This is a genomic window from Cupriavidus mimosae (assembly GCF_023952485.1).
GTDB classification, from domain to species: Bacteria; Pseudomonadota; Gammaproteobacteria; order Burkholderiales; family Burkholderiaceae; genus Cupriavidus; species Cupriavidus taiwanensis_C.
Map to the genome: position 1 here is coordinate 14,984 of NZ_JALHRY010000025.1, position 16,161 is coordinate 31,144.

Here is a 16,161-nt window from a genome sequence, read left to right on the forward strand (position 1 = left end):
CGGGGGTGCACCCGGCTTGGCGCGCGGTACCGAACGTCACGGTCTTGCAAGTTGTACGCCGCACTTCTGCAATGGGGCGGCGCTATACTTCGCAGCGATGCGTCCAGCGCATCCCCGCCCCGCACCGCGAGAACCCACCCTATGACCGAAGCCACCGCCCTGACGCCCGACGAACTCCAGGAGCTTGACGATCTGCTGGACGACCTGCGCCAGCGCGCTGAGGAAATCCCGCAATGGGAGTTCTGCGACGGCTTTCTCACGGCCCTGGTCTGCACGCGCCGCTGCATCCCCGCTTCCGACTACCTGCCCATGCTGCTGGGCGACGGCGCGGCGCTCGACGTGGCCGAGGGCAGCCCGTTGCCGTTGCTACCCGCGTTCCATGATGCGGCCCAGCAGGCCCGCTTCATGGAGCTGTGGCAGCGCCGATGGAACGAGGTGGAGCACCAGCTCGACCAGCCCGTGGAGACGCTGGAGGACGAACGCACCTTCCAGCCCGAGGCCATGGACATGCGCGGCGCCATCTTGAGCCTGCCCCAGGAAGAGCGTGCCGAGATGGACGGGCGGGAAATCCCGTCGTTTGGCCAGGTGTGGGCGCTGGGGTTCATGTTCGTGGTGGAGAACTGGCCCGAGGAATGGGCCACCCCGCGCGACAAGGAGGCTGCTCAGTGGCTGGACGACGCGCTCGACGGCATCGTCGCTCTGACCGAGGACGACACCGGCCAACCCGAGGTCTGCATGTACAGTGAGGATGGCCCGCCCAGCACCAGCCTGGCGCGCGTGGAAACCTTCGGCGAGGCGATCTGGGCTGTCTACGACCTGCGCCAGATCTGGAAGAGCCTGGGCCCGCGCGTGGAGGCCGTGGTGAAGGGCGACCAGCCCGGTCGCAACGACCCGTGCCCTTGCGGCAGCGGCAAGAAGTTCAAGAAGTGCCACGGGAGATAAGGGCAAAGCGCTTTCTCGCAGTTTATAGCTGCATGTACCTTGTCTTTCGAGTGGCGGGCCGCCCGAATTGCTCGGGCGAGTCGGGTGAGGCTGGCTGGTCGTCGCCGCCCAAAGTCGAGCGACCGGTGGCCAGCCGGCGATTTGCTCGCGGGGGCCGTGTCCGTTTAGGCTTGTTCGACGCCTGCCAGCAACGCGCGGTGGCACACTCACATTCCTGCGGATGACGGCAGGCATCGAACAACCCTAAACGGCAAGAGACGATTGATCTGGCGGCCGAGGCGCTGCCCTGCGCTCAGCCCAGAAAACCGAAGCGGCAGAACTACAGAGTCATGGCCTGGCGACGAGCCGTTGGCGAATCTGCCAGGCCAGCACGTCTACCGACCGAGTCGCTGGGGCAAAACGAAAGCGACCTGGTGCGACCCACTCCCCAAGACGCATCCATCCGTCAGGGAATATGCAGACGTGCAGGTCTTGATTATTGACGACCACACCAGCGAGCTCTGGATGGGTAGTGACCCCGCGGCAAGCGATGCCGAGGCGCTCCAGATGACGTCGCACGGCACTTGCTCGCATGGCGGCCTACCCCGGTTATCTGGCCATTTTGGGGTCGACTCTAGGAGCTCGTCAGTTCGCGTGCGCACCGAATGGACGATGTGCCGGGCGCGAGGCGTCATTAGTCCCTATTGGCTCATTATTCTGCAGATGGCCGGTAGCATCAAAAGTCCCCATGGCTTGCGTTTCAAAATACGCCAATCTCTTCGCATCCAATTCAATTGCACCACTCGGTACCCCTTCCCCTCTTTCATAGTTTCACGATCACGAAACTATCCGAGCCCACCAGCGTCCCAGTATTGGAGAGCGTTCGCCAGCTCAGGACTCTCGACAACGAGCACGCGGCCGCGAGTCAGCCTCTACAGCCAAACTGTGCTCATTCTGCAGACGATCGTGCATCGTCTCGCAGCGAATCAACATCATTGTTGCGGGTTCCTCATCCGCATCGGCTACGTCAGCCTCTGCGGCGCTGCGCAGATAGACTTGCCGGGAGACAATGGCGACGATCACAATGATGACACCGACGCAGAAGGCCCGGGCCAAGAATTGAAGATGTCGCGTCATGGAAATTGCCGGATAGCAGGAGTAGTTGGGTGGCGAGACTACACCAGGATGTCGCGGCGTGATGCTACGCCCGTTGCAGGATTGACAAGCGGCCCCATTTCGCCATACGAAGGCGGGACCGCGCCGCCCGTGACACCACATCGGGCCTGCATGCCAAAGACGATCGCGCCCCTACCGCGTGGCAATTACTGGGCCACGCCGCACGCGCCCTTTCCGCTGGACAGTCCGAACGGCCATGCCGAAGTCTTCCCCGGCGCGCATTGCGTCAGCGACGGCAAATGGGTCGTCTTCTATAAGCACGGGGAAGAGGTTTGGGCGTGCAATGCCATGTATGCCGCGGCCATTTCGACTTGGCGCCTGCCTCCAGGGACAGAGCGCCGACGGCGGACTGAGCGACTGGCTGCGACCGCAGCCGGCTGGCCTCTCAACCAAACATAACACTCCAGCCCACAGCAAAAAAACGCCGATCTGGCGTTATGTCAAATTGGCTCTGCTTGTGAAGCAAGCGGAACCGCCAGCGTCGGTTTGCAGAATATTGTTCCCGGATTTTGCAGAATTTTGTGCCTGGCCCCATGGGCCCGGCTAATGGGCGCGACTGCGAGGCGGCCAGAGCATGGCGGTAGCCCCCTCCCACCCCGTCCGCGTGGCCCCGACTTGGCACCGTGATCGCGCGGCACCCCCTGACGGCAACCGTTCCCGGCTCCGCAAGCCGTAGTGCGCCGCCAGCAACGGATCGAGCCGTTGGCAAAGGAACAAAATTACTCAAAACGTCGGCCGGAGGAACAATCTTCAGCAAAATTCCTTGGCATAAAATTGTTCCCGGCGCCTCGGAAACGGCCACCTGGCGGGCGACCAGCAGGAACAATATTGTGCAAACCGACGCCGGTCGGATCCAGGCCATCCCGAGCCCTGCGCCCCAACTGGGATCACCCGATGTCGCTGTATAGGGGATAAGCCAAAACGACTTGGCGACATGAGGAAGCGTCTTGTTCAGCATGACACGTGACATAGGTTTCGCGAGACGCCGGACATCCAAGGTTTTTCCGCCATTCCATCTGGCAGCCGCGTTTTTATGATGGCGCTACACCGGTTTATTCAGTTTCCCTGCAGTCTGCCGTTAGTTTGTCTGTGAATAACTTCCCAATGCATTACCGTGAAACACAATCCTGCTAATAGGAAGCCCCAAGTACTTCGTGGGCGAAGCAACCGAGGCCGACCGGTGCGTCCCCGACGACCGCGTCGAAAACCGCTATTTGGCGTACCCCCGCTGGGCTGTCCATCCTTATCTTGATTCTGTCTACCGTGACGTATTACATCGGGGTCGTGTATCACGATACTCGGTTGGGCGTATACGGAATCGACTGGAAGATGTTTCGCGTTGATAGACTCGACTACATCTATTTCGGCATTGCCGCTACGCTTAGTGTGCTAACCAACGGTCTGGTAGCCTTCGGCAAGGAATGGACGTACATGGTTATCCTAATGTCATTTGGGACTGGCATAGCGCTGCTTGTTCTCGCACTTGACTATTTGAGCAGCAAGAGCAAAGCGCTTCGGAATGGCGCAACCCGGGTATTTGGGAGCAACGCCAAGATTATTGCTTTCATCGTGGTCTGTGCCACGATGTTCCCAATGCTGATGTTTGGCCCCATCTTTCTGTTGGCATTAGGACTGGTTGTTCCAGCCGCCCTTGGAGATTTCGCTGCCATGCGTCAAGTCGCCGAAGAGCGGGCCGCGATGGCTGAAGGATGTCCCGTACAGAGTGGCCGTGTGCGATGCATTGAACTGGTAGCAGATGGAAAAACGCTAACAACGGGATTTGCTCTAGAGGTTAGCAAGGAGAGGGTCGCTATACATGACGGGTTGGCGACGTCTATATGGAGCATGAATGGACGGGAATTAATTGGAGCGAGTCCTCGGGCAATCGAGGCAATGAAGGTGAAAATTGCTGGGCAGAGGGAAGAGTCGTGCCTCTCAAAGCCGGAACGAGACTGAAAGATACATACCCGCTCATTTAGCGAGCGGAGCGCAGCGCCTCGCGTGATGCCGTGATTTAATTCGCGATAGTTGGAGAGATCCAATTTCAAGCAAAAAATGACGGCAATCACCCGGAGAGACAAAGGGCGAACTCATTCCAATGGCCGGCAGAGCCCCCGATTTTCAGCTCCGCGCGACCCTTGGCCAGGACTTGAACGACCTGCCCCTCCATGTGCACTAGGCGCTGCTAGCGGACTTGGCGGCGGGCTTGCCTCGCGCGTTATACGAGCGCGCCGGCGTGACGGTCGGGCCGCCTGGCCGGTACAGGCGCTATAGCTGGATAGGATAGTGGCCAGTGTGCGGGTAGCCTCGAGCCCTCGATAGCGAAAGCTCCATCAAGCTCCGCTGCTGTATATTTATACAGGTATCATATCCGCAGCCCGCGGCGACGAAGAAAGGCAAAGCAAGTGGCGGAAACCGGCTTAAGTGACTCGTGTACCACGTTTAGCTCACGACTTTGAGCGCTCTCGGGCTTGACTGCTTAGCGTCGCCTCGGCCGCCAGGTTGGCGGCCGAGGCGACTGAAGATGTTCGAGCCTGCGATGTTAGAATTCTCCAAACAACAAGGAATTCAAGACGGACGTTGATGATGACAAACGAGCGTAAGCATCTCGCCCGCACGCTTTTCCAGCTCCAAGTGCACCGATCTGATGGCTTCGCATTCGAACATTTGTTCGGACGGGTCATGGAGTATTCGCGACCTGGATTTTTGAAAATCAAGCCGTACGGCAACCAGCGAGACCGCGGAAACGACGGCTACGAAAAGGCTGTTGGCAGGTACTTTCAAGTCTTCGCGCCCGAAAACCCTACCGCCAGCAAGAGCGCTGCGATCGCGAAGGCAGCGGAAGACTTCAAAGACAAGCTGCTGCCGTACTGGGGCACATTCTGCGTCCCACGCGAGTACGTATTTGTGTTCAACGATAAATATCGCGGCACCGTCTTCGACATCGAGAAAACTCTGGCCACGATCAAAACGGACCATAGCCTTAACGCCTGCGAAGCCTTTCTCAGCAAGCATTTGGAGCAAGAGTTTATTTGCTTGCCTGAAGATCAAATCTGCATGATTGTAGGCGGTTTACCGACGTGGGATTCGTTGGAGGGCCTTGACTACACCGTCCTGGGAGAAGTCATCCAGCATATTCAAAACTCTCCGCCCCAGAGCGCTCCGACAGGCAAAAAAATTGCACCGGATTTCGAAGAAAAAATCGAATTCAACGGACTCGCCGAGAACGGCGATTGGCTGCGAGCAAAGCAACGCGAGACATGGCAGATCGATGACTATTTGAGTCGAAACAGCGATTTCACCAAGCAAGCACTGCGTGACTTTCTGGCTGGGTTCTATGCGGAGAGCATTGTTGCAGTCAAGGATGACCAAGGTGAATCAGGCGTTACGCTCGGTGACCTGCGATTCGCGTTTATCTTGAATCGAGTTGCGCCTCAAACCAACAATCCCGCTGCAGATCGACTGCGGCGCGACGCTGCTTTGGTTCTCATGGCGAAGTACTTTGAAGCCTGTGACATTTTCGAGGAACCGAACAATGTTGCTTCCTGACAAGCACATTTCTTTTGCGGAGTCCCTGCTCGGTCTCGGGGCTTTCGTCATGGAAAACGTCTCTCAACCGATCACAGTCGACAATCTGTGGCGCGCTTTTCAGCGACAAGCCTCATGCTATCCAGCCTTCCAGACGTTCGACAACATGGTGCTGGCTCTCGATGCTTTGTTTGCGCTCGGACTTATTCAGATGAATGACGCTGGTGAACTGCATCGCCACCGCCCGGAAGCGGCCTTATGCGCCTAATCGAGCTTACATCGAATAGAACCACCTTTAAGACCGTCAAGTTCAATCGGACGGGCGTGTCGCTCGTCATTGGCTCGCGGAAAGATCAATTGCATGGCGAGGACGACAGTCGATCCTATAACGGCGTTGGAAAGTCCCTACTGATCGAAATCATTCATTTTTGTTTGGGCTCCAGTACAAATACGAGCTTTCGCCAACATCTTCCCAGTTGGGAATTTACGCTGCGCTTTGAGATTGGACAAACCGCTTATTCTTCATCGCGTAGCACCGACAAGCAAGGCACCATTTCCCTGAACGGGCAAATATTGAAAGTCAAGGCCTTCAACGAACTACTAGGGAAGCTTTGCTTTCATTTTCCTGATTGGGGTGGGTCGCAACTTAGTTTCCGTTCACTACTGCCGCGCTTCATTCGGCGATCCAAAGCTGACTATAACGATCCAAAAATTACCTCATCAGATCGAGAGCCATATACGGTCTTGCTACGGAATTTGTTCCTGCTTGGGATAGATATCTCTTTGGTTGAAAACAAGTACTCACTTCGCACTCGACAGTCTGAGCTGGAACTTTTTGAGAGAAACTTCAAGAACGATCCTTTCATTCGAGAATACTACACCGGTAGCAAGGATGCGTCGCTGCAAGCAAAACATCTTGAAGAGCAAATTGCAAGGTTTGAGAGCGATCTAGCGCAGTTCGCCGTCGCGGAGGATTACTATCAAATCGAGAAAGAAGCAAACGATTTGACGGGCCGTCTCCGTGCGCTAAAAAACAAGAGAGCTGTCGTGGAAAACGCTCTTTCTAACGTTCAGAAGAGCCTCGAAGCACGCGCAGATATTCCGCGCGAGAAGGTGCTCGCTATGTATGGCGAACTCCAAAGAGCATTTCGCGACGAAACTTTGAAGCATCTGCAGGAAGTGGAAGCGTTTCACTCGCAATTGCTGACAAATCGCATAGCCCGACTCGGCCAGGAACGAATGAGGTTGGAGACGGAGAAAAGGAATCTTGAGTTGGAGATTCACCAACTTAACCAGTCGGTGGACGCCAAACTTAGGTATCTATCGGATAAAAGGGCGTTGGATCAATACGCTGCAGTAAGCGCGCAGCTGTCTGACTTGCGAGCTAAGTTTCATAAGCTACAAGATTACCAGCACTTACTACATAAGAGTCGGGAAGACGCCGCGTCCATTCGAATAAAATTGGCCGAAGAAAATATCAAGACCAATGCGTATCTGGATGAGACATTTTATGAAACGGAGTCACGGCTCAATGTTTTCTCGTCTCTTGCGAAGCGCTTCTATCCTGACGCGCCGGCGGGTATAACACTTCAAAACAATATAGGCGACAATAAAACTCGCTATGATTTTGATGTCCGGATAGGAGGTCTGCTAGACAAGCCCCTATCCCGGTCTAACGCAAACGGCCGACCTTCTGCACGATATTTCGTTCTTCACGACACAAGCGACAACGTCTGTGCAAACATCAAACGTCTAGCGAGCGCTGATTTGCCGACGGCGCCATGGAATCGTGTAGAACGCTGGAAAGATTACAAACAAGCGCACATGTTCATCACGCGGGACGGAAAGACGGTGCGCCCCCAAGAACGAGATTTCTCGGTTCCTTGGCGTGCGACGAGACTTGAGAACAAGGTTGTGGGCGAAAGATCTAAGGGGATTTTTCTGCACGTTGAGAGTGTTCAGGTCCGTTCGGTAGAGTTAAAGCCAGGTCAATCACCTCTAAATGACAAAGGGAAATGTATAAACGACAGAATTTCCCAATCTCCCGGGTTTACCGACGCACAGTATGACCGATTGGCACTTGCTTATATCAATGCCAGCGTCCGCGCAGGGGAGTGGTTAGTGCCCGCGTTTCACGTCGCAATAGATCGTAACATTGGCGGCGGACACGACGACCCTCGCAATTTCGATCTTTCCCGTTGGGGAACCTTCATCTGCCACCGATTAGTGGCAATAGGCGACAGTTGCTCGTAAGCGCTCATGACGTCAACCCAAAATATGTCTCCGTTTAATCTTCGAAGCTGATCGGAGCTACGTGCAAGCGCATTCATCGACGCTGTTTGGATTGCACGTCCGCCGCCGACGTATCGATTTTCCGCCGATCGCGCGTTGCGTTCGTGCCCGGCATGCGCATAAAACTTGGCTATACCGACGATAAAAAGAGCTTCCTTAGCTTTAAACCGAGCAAGTCAGTGTGTCAGGTTGGTTGGAGGTTGCTGTATGCGGTTCATCGAACCACCCCCATCGGCCGCGCTGGGAACCCGGCAATCCGGGGTTGCCTCCAAGGCGACTGGGCTCGCGAGCCGGCGTCGCAAATAGCACCAACGCATCCTGACTGGCGATGACGAGGTCATTTGTTGAGGCGCGGAACGGTCATGAAGCGGTTTGCCGGCTTTTAGCGCGCGTCTCTGGTTCACGCCCTGTTTTCCCCGTTTTTTTCACCAATGAGGTTGCCCTCCGCGATTAAAATCGTCTATACCAAATACTACCTTTCCGTGCAGGAGCCTTCATGCCGACCCTCTTTCAAGAATGCCTCATTGCGATAGCGAAGGGACAACACCAGAAGTATCACGAGATGAACGAGGATAATCCAATCCTTGCCGAGCAAATCCGTCAGTACTGGGAGGATCTCGGCAAAACGTTTCTAGGAACGGATGTGTATTGGTCGGCGGTATTCGTGAGTTGGTGCGTAAAGCGAGCCTCGGAGGACGCGGCGGTGGCACCCGTGGGGTTTGTGTTCGCGCGTCGACATTCTCAGTTTTGTTTCCGGGCAATCAAGAATGCCCAGGATGGGACGGGATTTTTTTGGGGGCGAAGAATTGAACAGTACGCTCCGAAAGTTGGCGACATTATCCAAAATAATCAACCTGGCGAGCACTTCGACTTCGATTACGCCGCCGCACACGAAAAGTATGCTTCGCACTCGGCCATCGTCGTAGAAGCTTCGGATAGCGAAATAGCAACGATTGGGGGTAATGAACACAACTCAATTGGAAAGGTCACAATTCAATTGGATTCGCATGGACGCATCAAACAAAGGAATAGCCAGTCCTTCATCTCCATTGTGGAATGTGCCTTATGATGTGGCCGCCCATTCTTCCTCGGGCCAACCCCTCCGATACAAGCATCAATGCCCAATCGGAGCGAAGAAAGAAAGCGCTGCGCCCAGAAACTAGCTGCGCACTGCGTGCCGCCAGGCAGAGAGGTAGTTGACGGCAAGCGAGATAAGAAGGGCCCAACAAAAATGTGCTAATGAAAGCCATTCGATGTTTAATAGGACTGGTTTCAGACTGCGTCCGATATGTTTATCCGACTAGTAATGCTCACTGCTGGTCGGAGACTGCGGTACAGAGCCAGAAGCCGGCAACCCAGAGCACGAGCACAAGCACCAAAGTGTCCACGGGCGAGGCGGTTGTAGGCAGCGCCAGTTGCATCCAAGCTCAGCGGGGAATGGCGCAGGGCTGCCAGGCGAATCACGAGCCAGTGGCGACTTGAGTTTAGGCTGCACAACAACGGCGAACGTGGTCAAACCGTTGGGAGCCAGACAGTGTGATCACCACTGGAGATTGCAACAGCGGTGTCTTGTCCGTTGAAGGCGGACGGCTTGGCATAATAGTGGCAGGGGTTGGAAAAATCCTCCCGCGGATGTCAATTACGTACGACTGAACGCAGATATAAGTGTCTGGGTGTCAGCCCCCATCGCTGGAACAACGGGGGTTCGCTCTGGTATTCGACAGCTCATTGACGCCCAATATCTCAGACGTTATGGTCGAAATCAAATGCGCCACGCGAAACATGGTGGTTATTTTTGCCGTGTCTGCTCAGCTAACTGATGATTAGCATAAAATCTGTAGACTACGACCGCGCGCATCATATACGGCCAACGTCGCTTGTGATCCGGCTTCCCATGACAGTCCTTCGATGCATACGCATTTAGTTGGGCTGAGATGGCATCGCCGCTACTCCTTGCCTTTCCCAGCGTGCAGTTTGCCGTGACAGGAGATGAGTTGCGAATCCGTGAATTGATAATAACGTCCTCGATTTTTCCATTAGGTTGCCCGGCGACCTTCCGGTAAGAGGGCCACCAATATTCCTTCAACCATGCATTGATGAGATAAGCCTGCCCCTCCCTGGTTCTAAGGACGAGGCGCATATTGTGCCGAAAAATTCTCCAGTCTTCTTCGTTGGTTTTGTACTTTCTGTATATTCCACAATAGCGATCCCCAGCATATCCATGCTCGACGTATCCAAATGGCTTTCCGTTCAGATCAATAACAATTACGGTCGAAGGCCTGTTGCAATGGCCGCCGTCCGCGTAAAGCCGGTCGAAATTGATGCCTTGAAGCTGATAGAACCGCGTCGCCTGTGGCAGGGAATCTCCTCTATCTTTCTTGATGAAGGAGAAGAAATCAGCGAGAGAATCGCTGTCAGCATGGGAAACACCAATCGCGCCCTTCGAATAGCTCATTAAACGTTTTCCGTCTGCGCCAATGACGCCCCCCCAGTTCTTTCCGGCAGGGTCGTCCGGTAGTCCATCAGCAGGCTCTACTCCCCATTCCGCCACCGCCAGCGCCAGACCGACTAACCCCAAGTCATTGATCGCTTTAGGATCGGATGGCTTCGCCACGTATGCGTCAACAATGCCCTTAATGTAACTTGCCTCAAGTTGCCTGGCACTAGGATCATCATCCGCAGTTTGGCTCCACCCACCTTGACGCAAAAACCCATCCAAGAGGTCGTCATTGATGGGCTGACCGGGCGGCTCGACCATCGGCATTCGAGCATAAGCGACATTGGCAGATGAGAGGATTGCGATGCAAACAATTAAGCGGAGCGGCCGTGCGAAGCCCCAGCTGCCTGAACCTTCATGCATAGGTTCCTCCTCCGTCGCTGTCCTTTGGTTCATGGCCACTGGCGTAGCGCCCTACGTAAGCGTGGGTGTGGGTGTCGATAGTAGTAGTCCATCGCTGGCGCATTTTCAACCTCGCGGTCTTTCGCCACCCTGGCAATCCAAGCCTGAAACGGCGGATTCTGAGTTGGCGATGTTCGTTCGTGTCGATTTGCCGGTGGCGCACGTGCGTAACGGCATCAACGATGGAATATCTCTTGGAAAGAGCTTGCTCGGCCTGTTCTCTACGCTTAACCAAAGTCGTAAGCGTTGCACCAGCACCGTATGTTCATGAGAGTCCGAAGACGCGGTCTAATTCCCATCAGAATCTGGTAGGACAAGATGAAATAGAAATCAAGGCGCGGGGTCGCCGGTATGGCTCCACGAACTGCACAAAAGAGTTCCACACGCAGGTCGTGGCAGAAGCACGAGACCCGACACGCTCGCTGTCAGAAGTTGCCCGCGCGCATGGCCTGAACGCAAATCTCGTGTCGAAGTTGTGGCGGGATCAGGAGCCAGCCGCGACATCCGCGTTGGCTCCGGCCGATTTAATCCTGCCCGTGCACATGACGTCGCCGCCGGCGGCGGAGCCGATCGACCGGGCTTGTCATCGCATGTCGTGGCGCGCGCGTGTGTTTCGATGGCAAGCCTGAGTGTGTTGTTCTACGGCTTCTGCTAGCGAGCTTGGTGGGAGGGGATCTGTGATGCTGGGCCTTCCCGCCGGGACGCGGGTGTGGGTGGCTGCTGGCGTGATGTCAGCGCCAAGGGAGGCTTGAGAAGCGATCCTCGTTGCCCTGCTTGCGCAAAACAGATGGCGCAAGCAGGGCAACGGCCATTCACACCTCGTCACCTGCCAAGCGTTTTTGGCGCAAATTGCAATCGTTCTTGGCCCATCTTGAGTGGGTTGGGCCGAAGGACCGGCGCAGGCATTCACCTGATGCAGGAACAGAATTCACGCCACTCACACAATCAAAGCATGGTATTTTGACATTTAGCGAGATTCGCATTCAACTGTAGTACCCGTGTAATGGATACCGAATATCTATCGAAAATCAGTTGCTGGGCTTCACTAGCGCTCCTACCTTTAGCTTGTTCATCTTGGATCAAACTTTGAACGGCGGCTCCATTCATGTTCGGCTGCGGCTTTCCTTCACTAGCCTTTAATTTGTTCATATATGCAACCAGATCATTCTCTGATGGATTTGATCTAGGCGCTGCCTTGAGTGCAGTCCGAAGGCGGGCCGTTACCGCATTGGCCTGTATGAGTATGGAATTTTTGGCATTTACACCGGCAAGCCTATCGTCATCCTTTCCAGCATAGGCAATTGTGTTTTGTATATCATTATCCGAGACGCCGTTTGCAGCATTTATCACGCACATGAGATTGGTCACGGCATGATCATATGCGACAGACTGGGCCGTAAGATTGTACTGTTTGTCGACAGCGTAACCCGCGCCGCTGACCCCCACACCTGTGAGTATTAACGCCGTCTTTTCGTATATCGCTCCAAATGTTGCGGCCAAAGCGCCTAAAAACGTTGCTGTAGACACATAACTCTGCTGCTGGTCAACCAGGTTTCCTGCAGTCAGAATGTCACCGAGGTAATCGTTCAGCGCTGGAATAATTTCTGTCTCAAGGCTCTTGTTGGAGTTCATGTGGTACGCTACCGAAAATGGTTGCCGGGCTTTCACGTCGCGAGATGGATTTGGGTTAAAGACCGCCAACCCGCTCTCACCCGTGTTATGCGTCGCACAGCCTGGCAGAATAGCAATGCAAAGGCCCAGAAAAGCTGCATACGTGCCACGAAAGTTCATATTATTGTGTCGTTTCTTTTTGTTTAAAAAATACAAGTATATGTAAAATGCTTCAGTAACCCTACTCACTTGCGGAAATAATGATGCCATCTATGATTCGCTGAACATTTCCGGGCAAAGCATTCGTGTTCGTTCATACAAATTATCAAGAGCATATTCTGAAGCTTTTCCGTCGGCGAGTTGGTAAAAGCGCTGGATATTCGGGGCGTGCTTTAATACCGATGAGCAAGCAGAGATTCGGAGCCAAGATACATCACACTCATCGGAAAGATGATATCTTGTAGAAACTTCCGAGAGCCGCCTTTGCGCATCCTCGCGACTTAATGGAACGCGACACCCTTTCGGTTGAATTCGATCTTTAATCCGCCTCGGAGCTCCTTCTAGCGCTAGCGCGCCTACTTGGTCGGCATCGCTAAGGTCCGTGTGCCGGAACTCGATGATTTTCATTCTGCTGATGGGATTGTCAGGTGTTCCAGCTACCATGTTTGTATTACCCCCCGCAAAATGCCAAAGACTTTTTCGATAAAAGTTCGTTCTTTCCTCTTGAATATCACTGGGTTGACCGGGATCAGCTAGGATGGTCCAAAGCGGCGTTGTCCTGTTCTTGAAGGCAGGACTACTTTCCCTGAATGGGAGCGACGCATCGACTTTGATGATTAGCGCGTAGTCCATGTTTTCCGTGATCGGAGATTTTTCCGTGCCACTTACCTTGTTCGTATACGGGCTTATAAGATCACGAAGAAATATTTGCGCCAGAGATTCTACGCCGCTATTATCGGTCACTCCTCCGTCAATCAGGTGGACGTATGTGTAATCGAGAACGTTTCCATTCGGCGCTTTTACTGTTAATGGTAAAGGACCTAGCCCTGGGAAGGCACCGGATGACGCTACTGCCAATGACAGCGGCATATCCTCGTAATCTAGGGAAGCGGACCCCGGCCCCTGAATAGCGTCAAAGCCCTCGGGTACCAACGTATTGAGGAGTTCAGGAGTGGCCTCATGGAAGCTCTCTGCATAGGTCGAGCGCTCGATATTCGAAAACATACGGGCGGATAGCGAAGACTGGTCGAGAAGCGATAACTTTGCTTTTCTCTCTTTCAACTCAAGAATGTCTATTATAAGTTTATCAGTGCGTAGCTTGAAAGTCGCGGTCGGCAAGGTACTCATCACGAATTTTCGACCTGTATCGTAATGAGTAGCATTGAAAATCATTACGGGCGACCTTCCGGAGGCCTCCTTCTGCGCCAATGAGCCAAATGTTTCCCCCTTCAAGAAATCACTCTCGAGGCTCCGCTCGAGCAGTTCGATCGGTGTTCTTGTAAAGATGGTGGCGAATAATCTCCACCCGATGGCAGCCTCCCAATTCTCATTCATTTTCGAGTGAAATTGGCTATAGAACGATTGCTTAGTTGCGTTCCAATCAGGCCCGTTGAGTGAGGCATCCCTCTTTGTCGAATAGTAGGAAGCAGCAAAGCCGCCTCCAGATACGCTGGATATATACTGCACGGTATCCATGAAGCTGTACTGGCGGGTGGGAGCCATGGCTCGGACCGGCAGCGCCGAAAGGAGGTCTATAACATATGAGGAATACAGTGCAGATCTATTGCCACCACCTGACAAGGCCAGACCAATATAGGGGGGCGGGGTCTTTTCTCGAAGCAATGGCGGAGGTGTGTTTGTGTCGACTGGCACCTCTTTCGTAGTGACCTCCACGGAGGCGCAACTTGACAGCATGAAAATTACCCAGATTGCTGCAGTATGCATTTGGATAGGCGACATTAGATGCCCTTTATTTTTATTGAGAAGCATAGATAACAACCGCGATGCGCACAAGCGAGGATAGGGCATTTCTTGCCTCCATAGAGATGGTGCGATCCGAATTGCAGGGGGGATGTTGGGTGTGACTGGTCAGAGAGCCTTGTCGCTGAAGGCTTTCGGGGAGGCGCCAGATTACCGAGATGGACCCGGGGGCCTCCATTCCCGGAAGCGCACTCGGCCTAATCTGACACGGGGGATGCTCATGGCTGTCGTTAAAGCTGCAACACCTTCCATCATTGGACAGTGACCTTTCTCGTGAAAAAGCTTTGATTCCCTGCTCACCATGGCCACCATGGCGCATCCATCAACACCTCGCTATGCGACGGCTCCCTTCTCCTACGACCCATGTCTCTACCTGTTGCTGTTCTTAACGTCATTACCGCGGCATTCCGCTCACGGGCAAATCTACCCGATTTGACATACAAGGTGGGTTGCATCAGACCAACACCCCACCGACTACGGGTGGCAGAGCAGTCGGCGTTCGGCTGCTGCTGAGTCCACGTAACCCGCTCCTCTCATCCCTTAAACTTGGACCTCAACAATACAGACGAGAATCATGAAAAAAGCGGGTCGGGTCAAGACATGGCATACAGACAAGGGTTTCGGGTTTATCGACGTCCGCGCGGACACGAAGACGTCTTCTTCCACGTCACGGCGCTACAGACACGCACCGTGACGCCTAAGCTTGGCGACCGCGGGAGCCTCGAGTTCGGCAAAGGGAAGGACGGCCGGGTTCAGGCGTTGAACATCGCCATAGTTGGCGCACCGAAGCCGCAGTCGGACGCAAACCTCTTGCCGATTTTTGCCCGTCTGGTGGCCCTGGAGTTTATAGCCGGCGGCGCCTTTGCTGGTTACTTCCCTCGACAGGCGGGCATGGTCAGCCTCCTGGCCAGCATGGCCCCTGACCAAGAAACGCCCTTATGCGCTGCAGCGCATAAGGGCGTTTCTTGGTCGCAGGCCCTCTTCACGCCGACGAAGCAGTGAGTGGCTCAAGAAATCGGCGAGGCGGGCCATCAATACGCGTGCCCCCCAGTTGCTACATGATGAGGAGGCAGCATCCATACCTCCGAATTTCTTTATGTAGGTCCAAAGGCGCACGCCATTACGGCATCCGGATGCTTTCGGCCCACGCGGTCACGTTTGGAGCAGGCCGCTTACGCAGCAAGACGCCAGATTCCCTTCAACCACACTAAAGAACGCTTAGCCAATTGCACGGTCTTGGACCCACAAGACCTCGTTACAGAGTACGGCGCGAATTTTTCCTCGACCAATGGCTTCGGCGAGTTTGTCCTTGGTGATGCGGAATTTTTCAACGTGGCGGACTGCCTTTATTGGCTTCCCGAGATATTCAACTTCCTCTTCAGTGAGGCCAAACTCTCTTGCTTCTCTCACCGGATCGCTTAAGGCGGCCATTCGCTGCCGGGATTCGGCTAGGATTTCGCCCCTTAGCTGAGCGACGCGCATCTTTACATATAGCGCCTTTGCCGAGGGCTGGTTCCAATTGCTGTCAGACAGCGCCTTGGCCCACAAGCCTTGCTTGATCATTGAGTTTGCCAGTTCAGCAGCGACAAATTCATACAGCAACTCATCCCTCGGGCGGGGCGCGGGGTCGTGGCCATGCAAGAAGTTGAAGTTGTTCATGGGCTTCTGAATCAATGTGAATGCCTACTGACACCGCTCCGGCATGTAGGAGCCGCTTCACCGCATCGCACTTAATTTCATTCGGGTAGCAACGG

The 16,161-nt window shown here is 54.4% G+C and carries 12 protein-coding genes; 7 read left to right on the plus strand and 5 right to left on the minus strand.

The features are described 5' to 3' along the window. Positions 1-141: 141 nt before the first annotated feature. A complete protein-coding gene (locus MKD50_RS28330; RefSeq protein ID WP_012354428.1) occupies positions 142-942 on the plus strand; it encodes a YecA/YgfB family protein in 801 nt (266 codons plus the stop codon). Between the two features lie 870 nt (positions 943-1,812). Here MKD50_RS28330 and MKD50_RS28335 read toward each other — a convergent pair. After that, positions 1,813-2,058, minus strand: coding sequence for a hypothetical protein (locus MKD50_RS28335; protein WP_018003930.1), 246 nt, complete (start codon positions 2,056-2,058; stop codon positions 1,813-1,815). 1,302 nt (positions 2,059-3,360) lie between these two features. Here MKD50_RS28335 and MKD50_RS28340 point away from each other — a divergent pair. The 5 genes from MKD50_RS28340 to MKD50_RS28360 all read left to right on the plus strand — a co-directional run bounded on the left by MKD50_RS28340 (position 3,361) and on the right by MKD50_RS28360 (position 8,986). Then, the gene (locus MKD50_RS28340; protein WP_240074690.1) at positions 3,361-4,053 is read left to right on the plus strand and encodes a hypothetical protein; all 693 of its coding nucleotides are present in this window, start codon (positions 3,361-3,363) and stop codon (positions 4,051-4,053) included. 627 nt (positions 4,054-4,680) lie between these two features. After that, on the plus strand, positions 4,681-5,646 hold the full coding sequence (locus MKD50_RS28345) for an ABC-three component system protein (RefSeq protein ID WP_012354424.1): 966 nt from the start codon (positions 4,681-4,683) through the stop codon (positions 5,644-5,646). Then, positions 5,633-5,893, plus strand: a complete 261-nt coding sequence (locus tag MKD50_RS28350) for an ABC-three component system middle component 6 (RefSeq protein WP_018003931.1) — start codon at positions 5,633-5,635, stop codon at positions 5,891-5,893. Before MKD50_RS28345 ends, MKD50_RS28350 begins: the two co-directional genes overlap by 14 nt. Positions 5,894-5,949: 56 nt before the next feature. Beyond that, positions 5,950-7,878: a hypothetical protein gene (locus tag MKD50_RS28355; RefSeq protein WP_145987453.1), complete on the plus strand. Its 1,929-nt coding sequence runs from the start codon at positions 5,950-5,952 to the stop codon at positions 7,876-7,878. 535 nt (positions 7,879-8,413) lie between these two features. Then, positions 8,414-8,986 carry a DUF2272 domain-containing protein gene (locus MKD50_RS28360; RefSeq protein WP_012354420.1) on the plus strand — a complete coding sequence of 191 codons (573 nt, stop codon included), beginning with the start codon at positions 8,414-8,416 and terminating at the stop codon, positions 8,984-8,986. A gap of 720 nt (positions 8,987-9,706) precedes the next feature. On the opposite strand, the gene MKD50_RS28365 is transcribed toward MKD50_RS28360, so the two are convergent. The 3 genes from MKD50_RS28365 to MKD50_RS28375 form a co-directional block, all read right to left on the minus strand. Beyond that, positions 9,707-10,777, minus strand: coding sequence for a hypothetical protein (locus tag MKD50_RS28365; protein WP_145987452.1), 1,071 nt, complete (start codon positions 10,775-10,777; stop codon positions 9,707-9,709). A gap of 984 nt (positions 10,778-11,761) precedes the next feature. Next, positions 11,762-12,607 (minus strand): hypothetical protein, encoded by an 846-nt coding sequence (locus MKD50_RS28370; RefSeq protein ID WP_147299826.1) that lies wholly within the window; start codon positions 12,605-12,607, stop codon positions 11,762-11,764. Positions 12,608-12,697: 90 nt separating this feature from the next. Next, positions 12,698-14,455, minus strand: coding sequence for a patatin-like phospholipase family protein (locus MKD50_RS28375; protein WP_012354415.1), 1,758 nt, complete (start codon positions 14,453-14,455; stop codon positions 12,698-12,700). 552 nt (positions 14,456-15,007) lie between these two features. Here MKD50_RS28375 and MKD50_RS28380 point away from each other — a divergent pair. Beyond that, the gene (locus tag MKD50_RS28380; protein WP_181924291.1) at positions 15,008-15,409 is read left to right on the plus strand and encodes a cold-shock protein; all 402 of its coding nucleotides are present in this window, start codon (positions 15,008-15,010) and stop codon (positions 15,407-15,409) included. Positions 15,410-15,625: 216 nt separating this feature from the next. Here the strand turns inward: MKD50_RS28380 and MKD50_RS28385 are convergent, their stop codons facing one another. Beyond that, positions 15,626-16,066, minus strand: coding sequence for a hypothetical protein (locus MKD50_RS28385; RefSeq protein ID WP_012354412.1), 441 nt, complete (start codon positions 16,064-16,066; stop codon positions 15,626-15,628). Positions 16,067-16,161 lie beyond the last annotated feature (95 nt).

Excerpts from the sequence above, each read along its gene's own strand:
- MKD50_RS28350 (WP_018003931.1), top strand. The coding sequence starts at position 5,633 with ATGTTGCTTCCTGACAAGCACATTTCTTTTGCGGAGTCCCTGCTCGGT.
- MKD50_RS28345 (WP_012354424.1), top strand. The coding sequence starts at position 4,681 with ATGATGACAAACGAGCGTAAGCATCTCGCCCGCACGCTTTTCCAGCTC.
- MKD50_RS28380 (WP_181924291.1), top strand. The coding sequence starts at position 15,008 with ATGGCATACAGACAAGGGTTTCGGGTTTATCGACGTCCGCGCGGACAC.
- MKD50_RS28365 (WP_145987452.1), bottom strand. The coding sequence starts at position 10,777 with ATGCATGAAGGTTCAGGCAGCTGGGGCTTCGCACGGCCGCTCCGCTTA.
- MKD50_RS28330 (WP_012354428.1), top strand. The coding sequence starts at position 142 with ATGACCGAAGCCACCGCCCTGACGCCCGACGAACTCCAGGAGCTTGAC.
- MKD50_RS28370 (WP_147299826.1), bottom strand. The coding sequence starts at position 12,607 with ATGAACTTTCGTGGCACGTATGCAGCTTTTCTGGGCCTTTGCATTGCT.
- MKD50_RS28385 (WP_012354412.1), bottom strand. The coding sequence starts at position 16,066 with ATGAACAACTTCAACTTCTTGCATGGCCACGACCCCGCGCCCCGCCCG.
- MKD50_RS28375 (WP_012354415.1), bottom strand. The coding sequence starts at position 14,455 with ATGCCCTATCCTCGCTTGTGCGCATCGCGGTTGTTATCTATGCTTCTC.
- MKD50_RS28335 (WP_018003930.1), bottom strand. The coding sequence starts at position 2,058 with ATGACGCGACATCTTCAATTCTTGGCCCGGGCCTTCTGCGTCGGTGTC.
- MKD50_RS28360 (WP_012354420.1), top strand. The coding sequence starts at position 8,414 with ATGCCGACCCTCTTTCAAGAATGCCTCATTGCGATAGCGAAGGGACAA.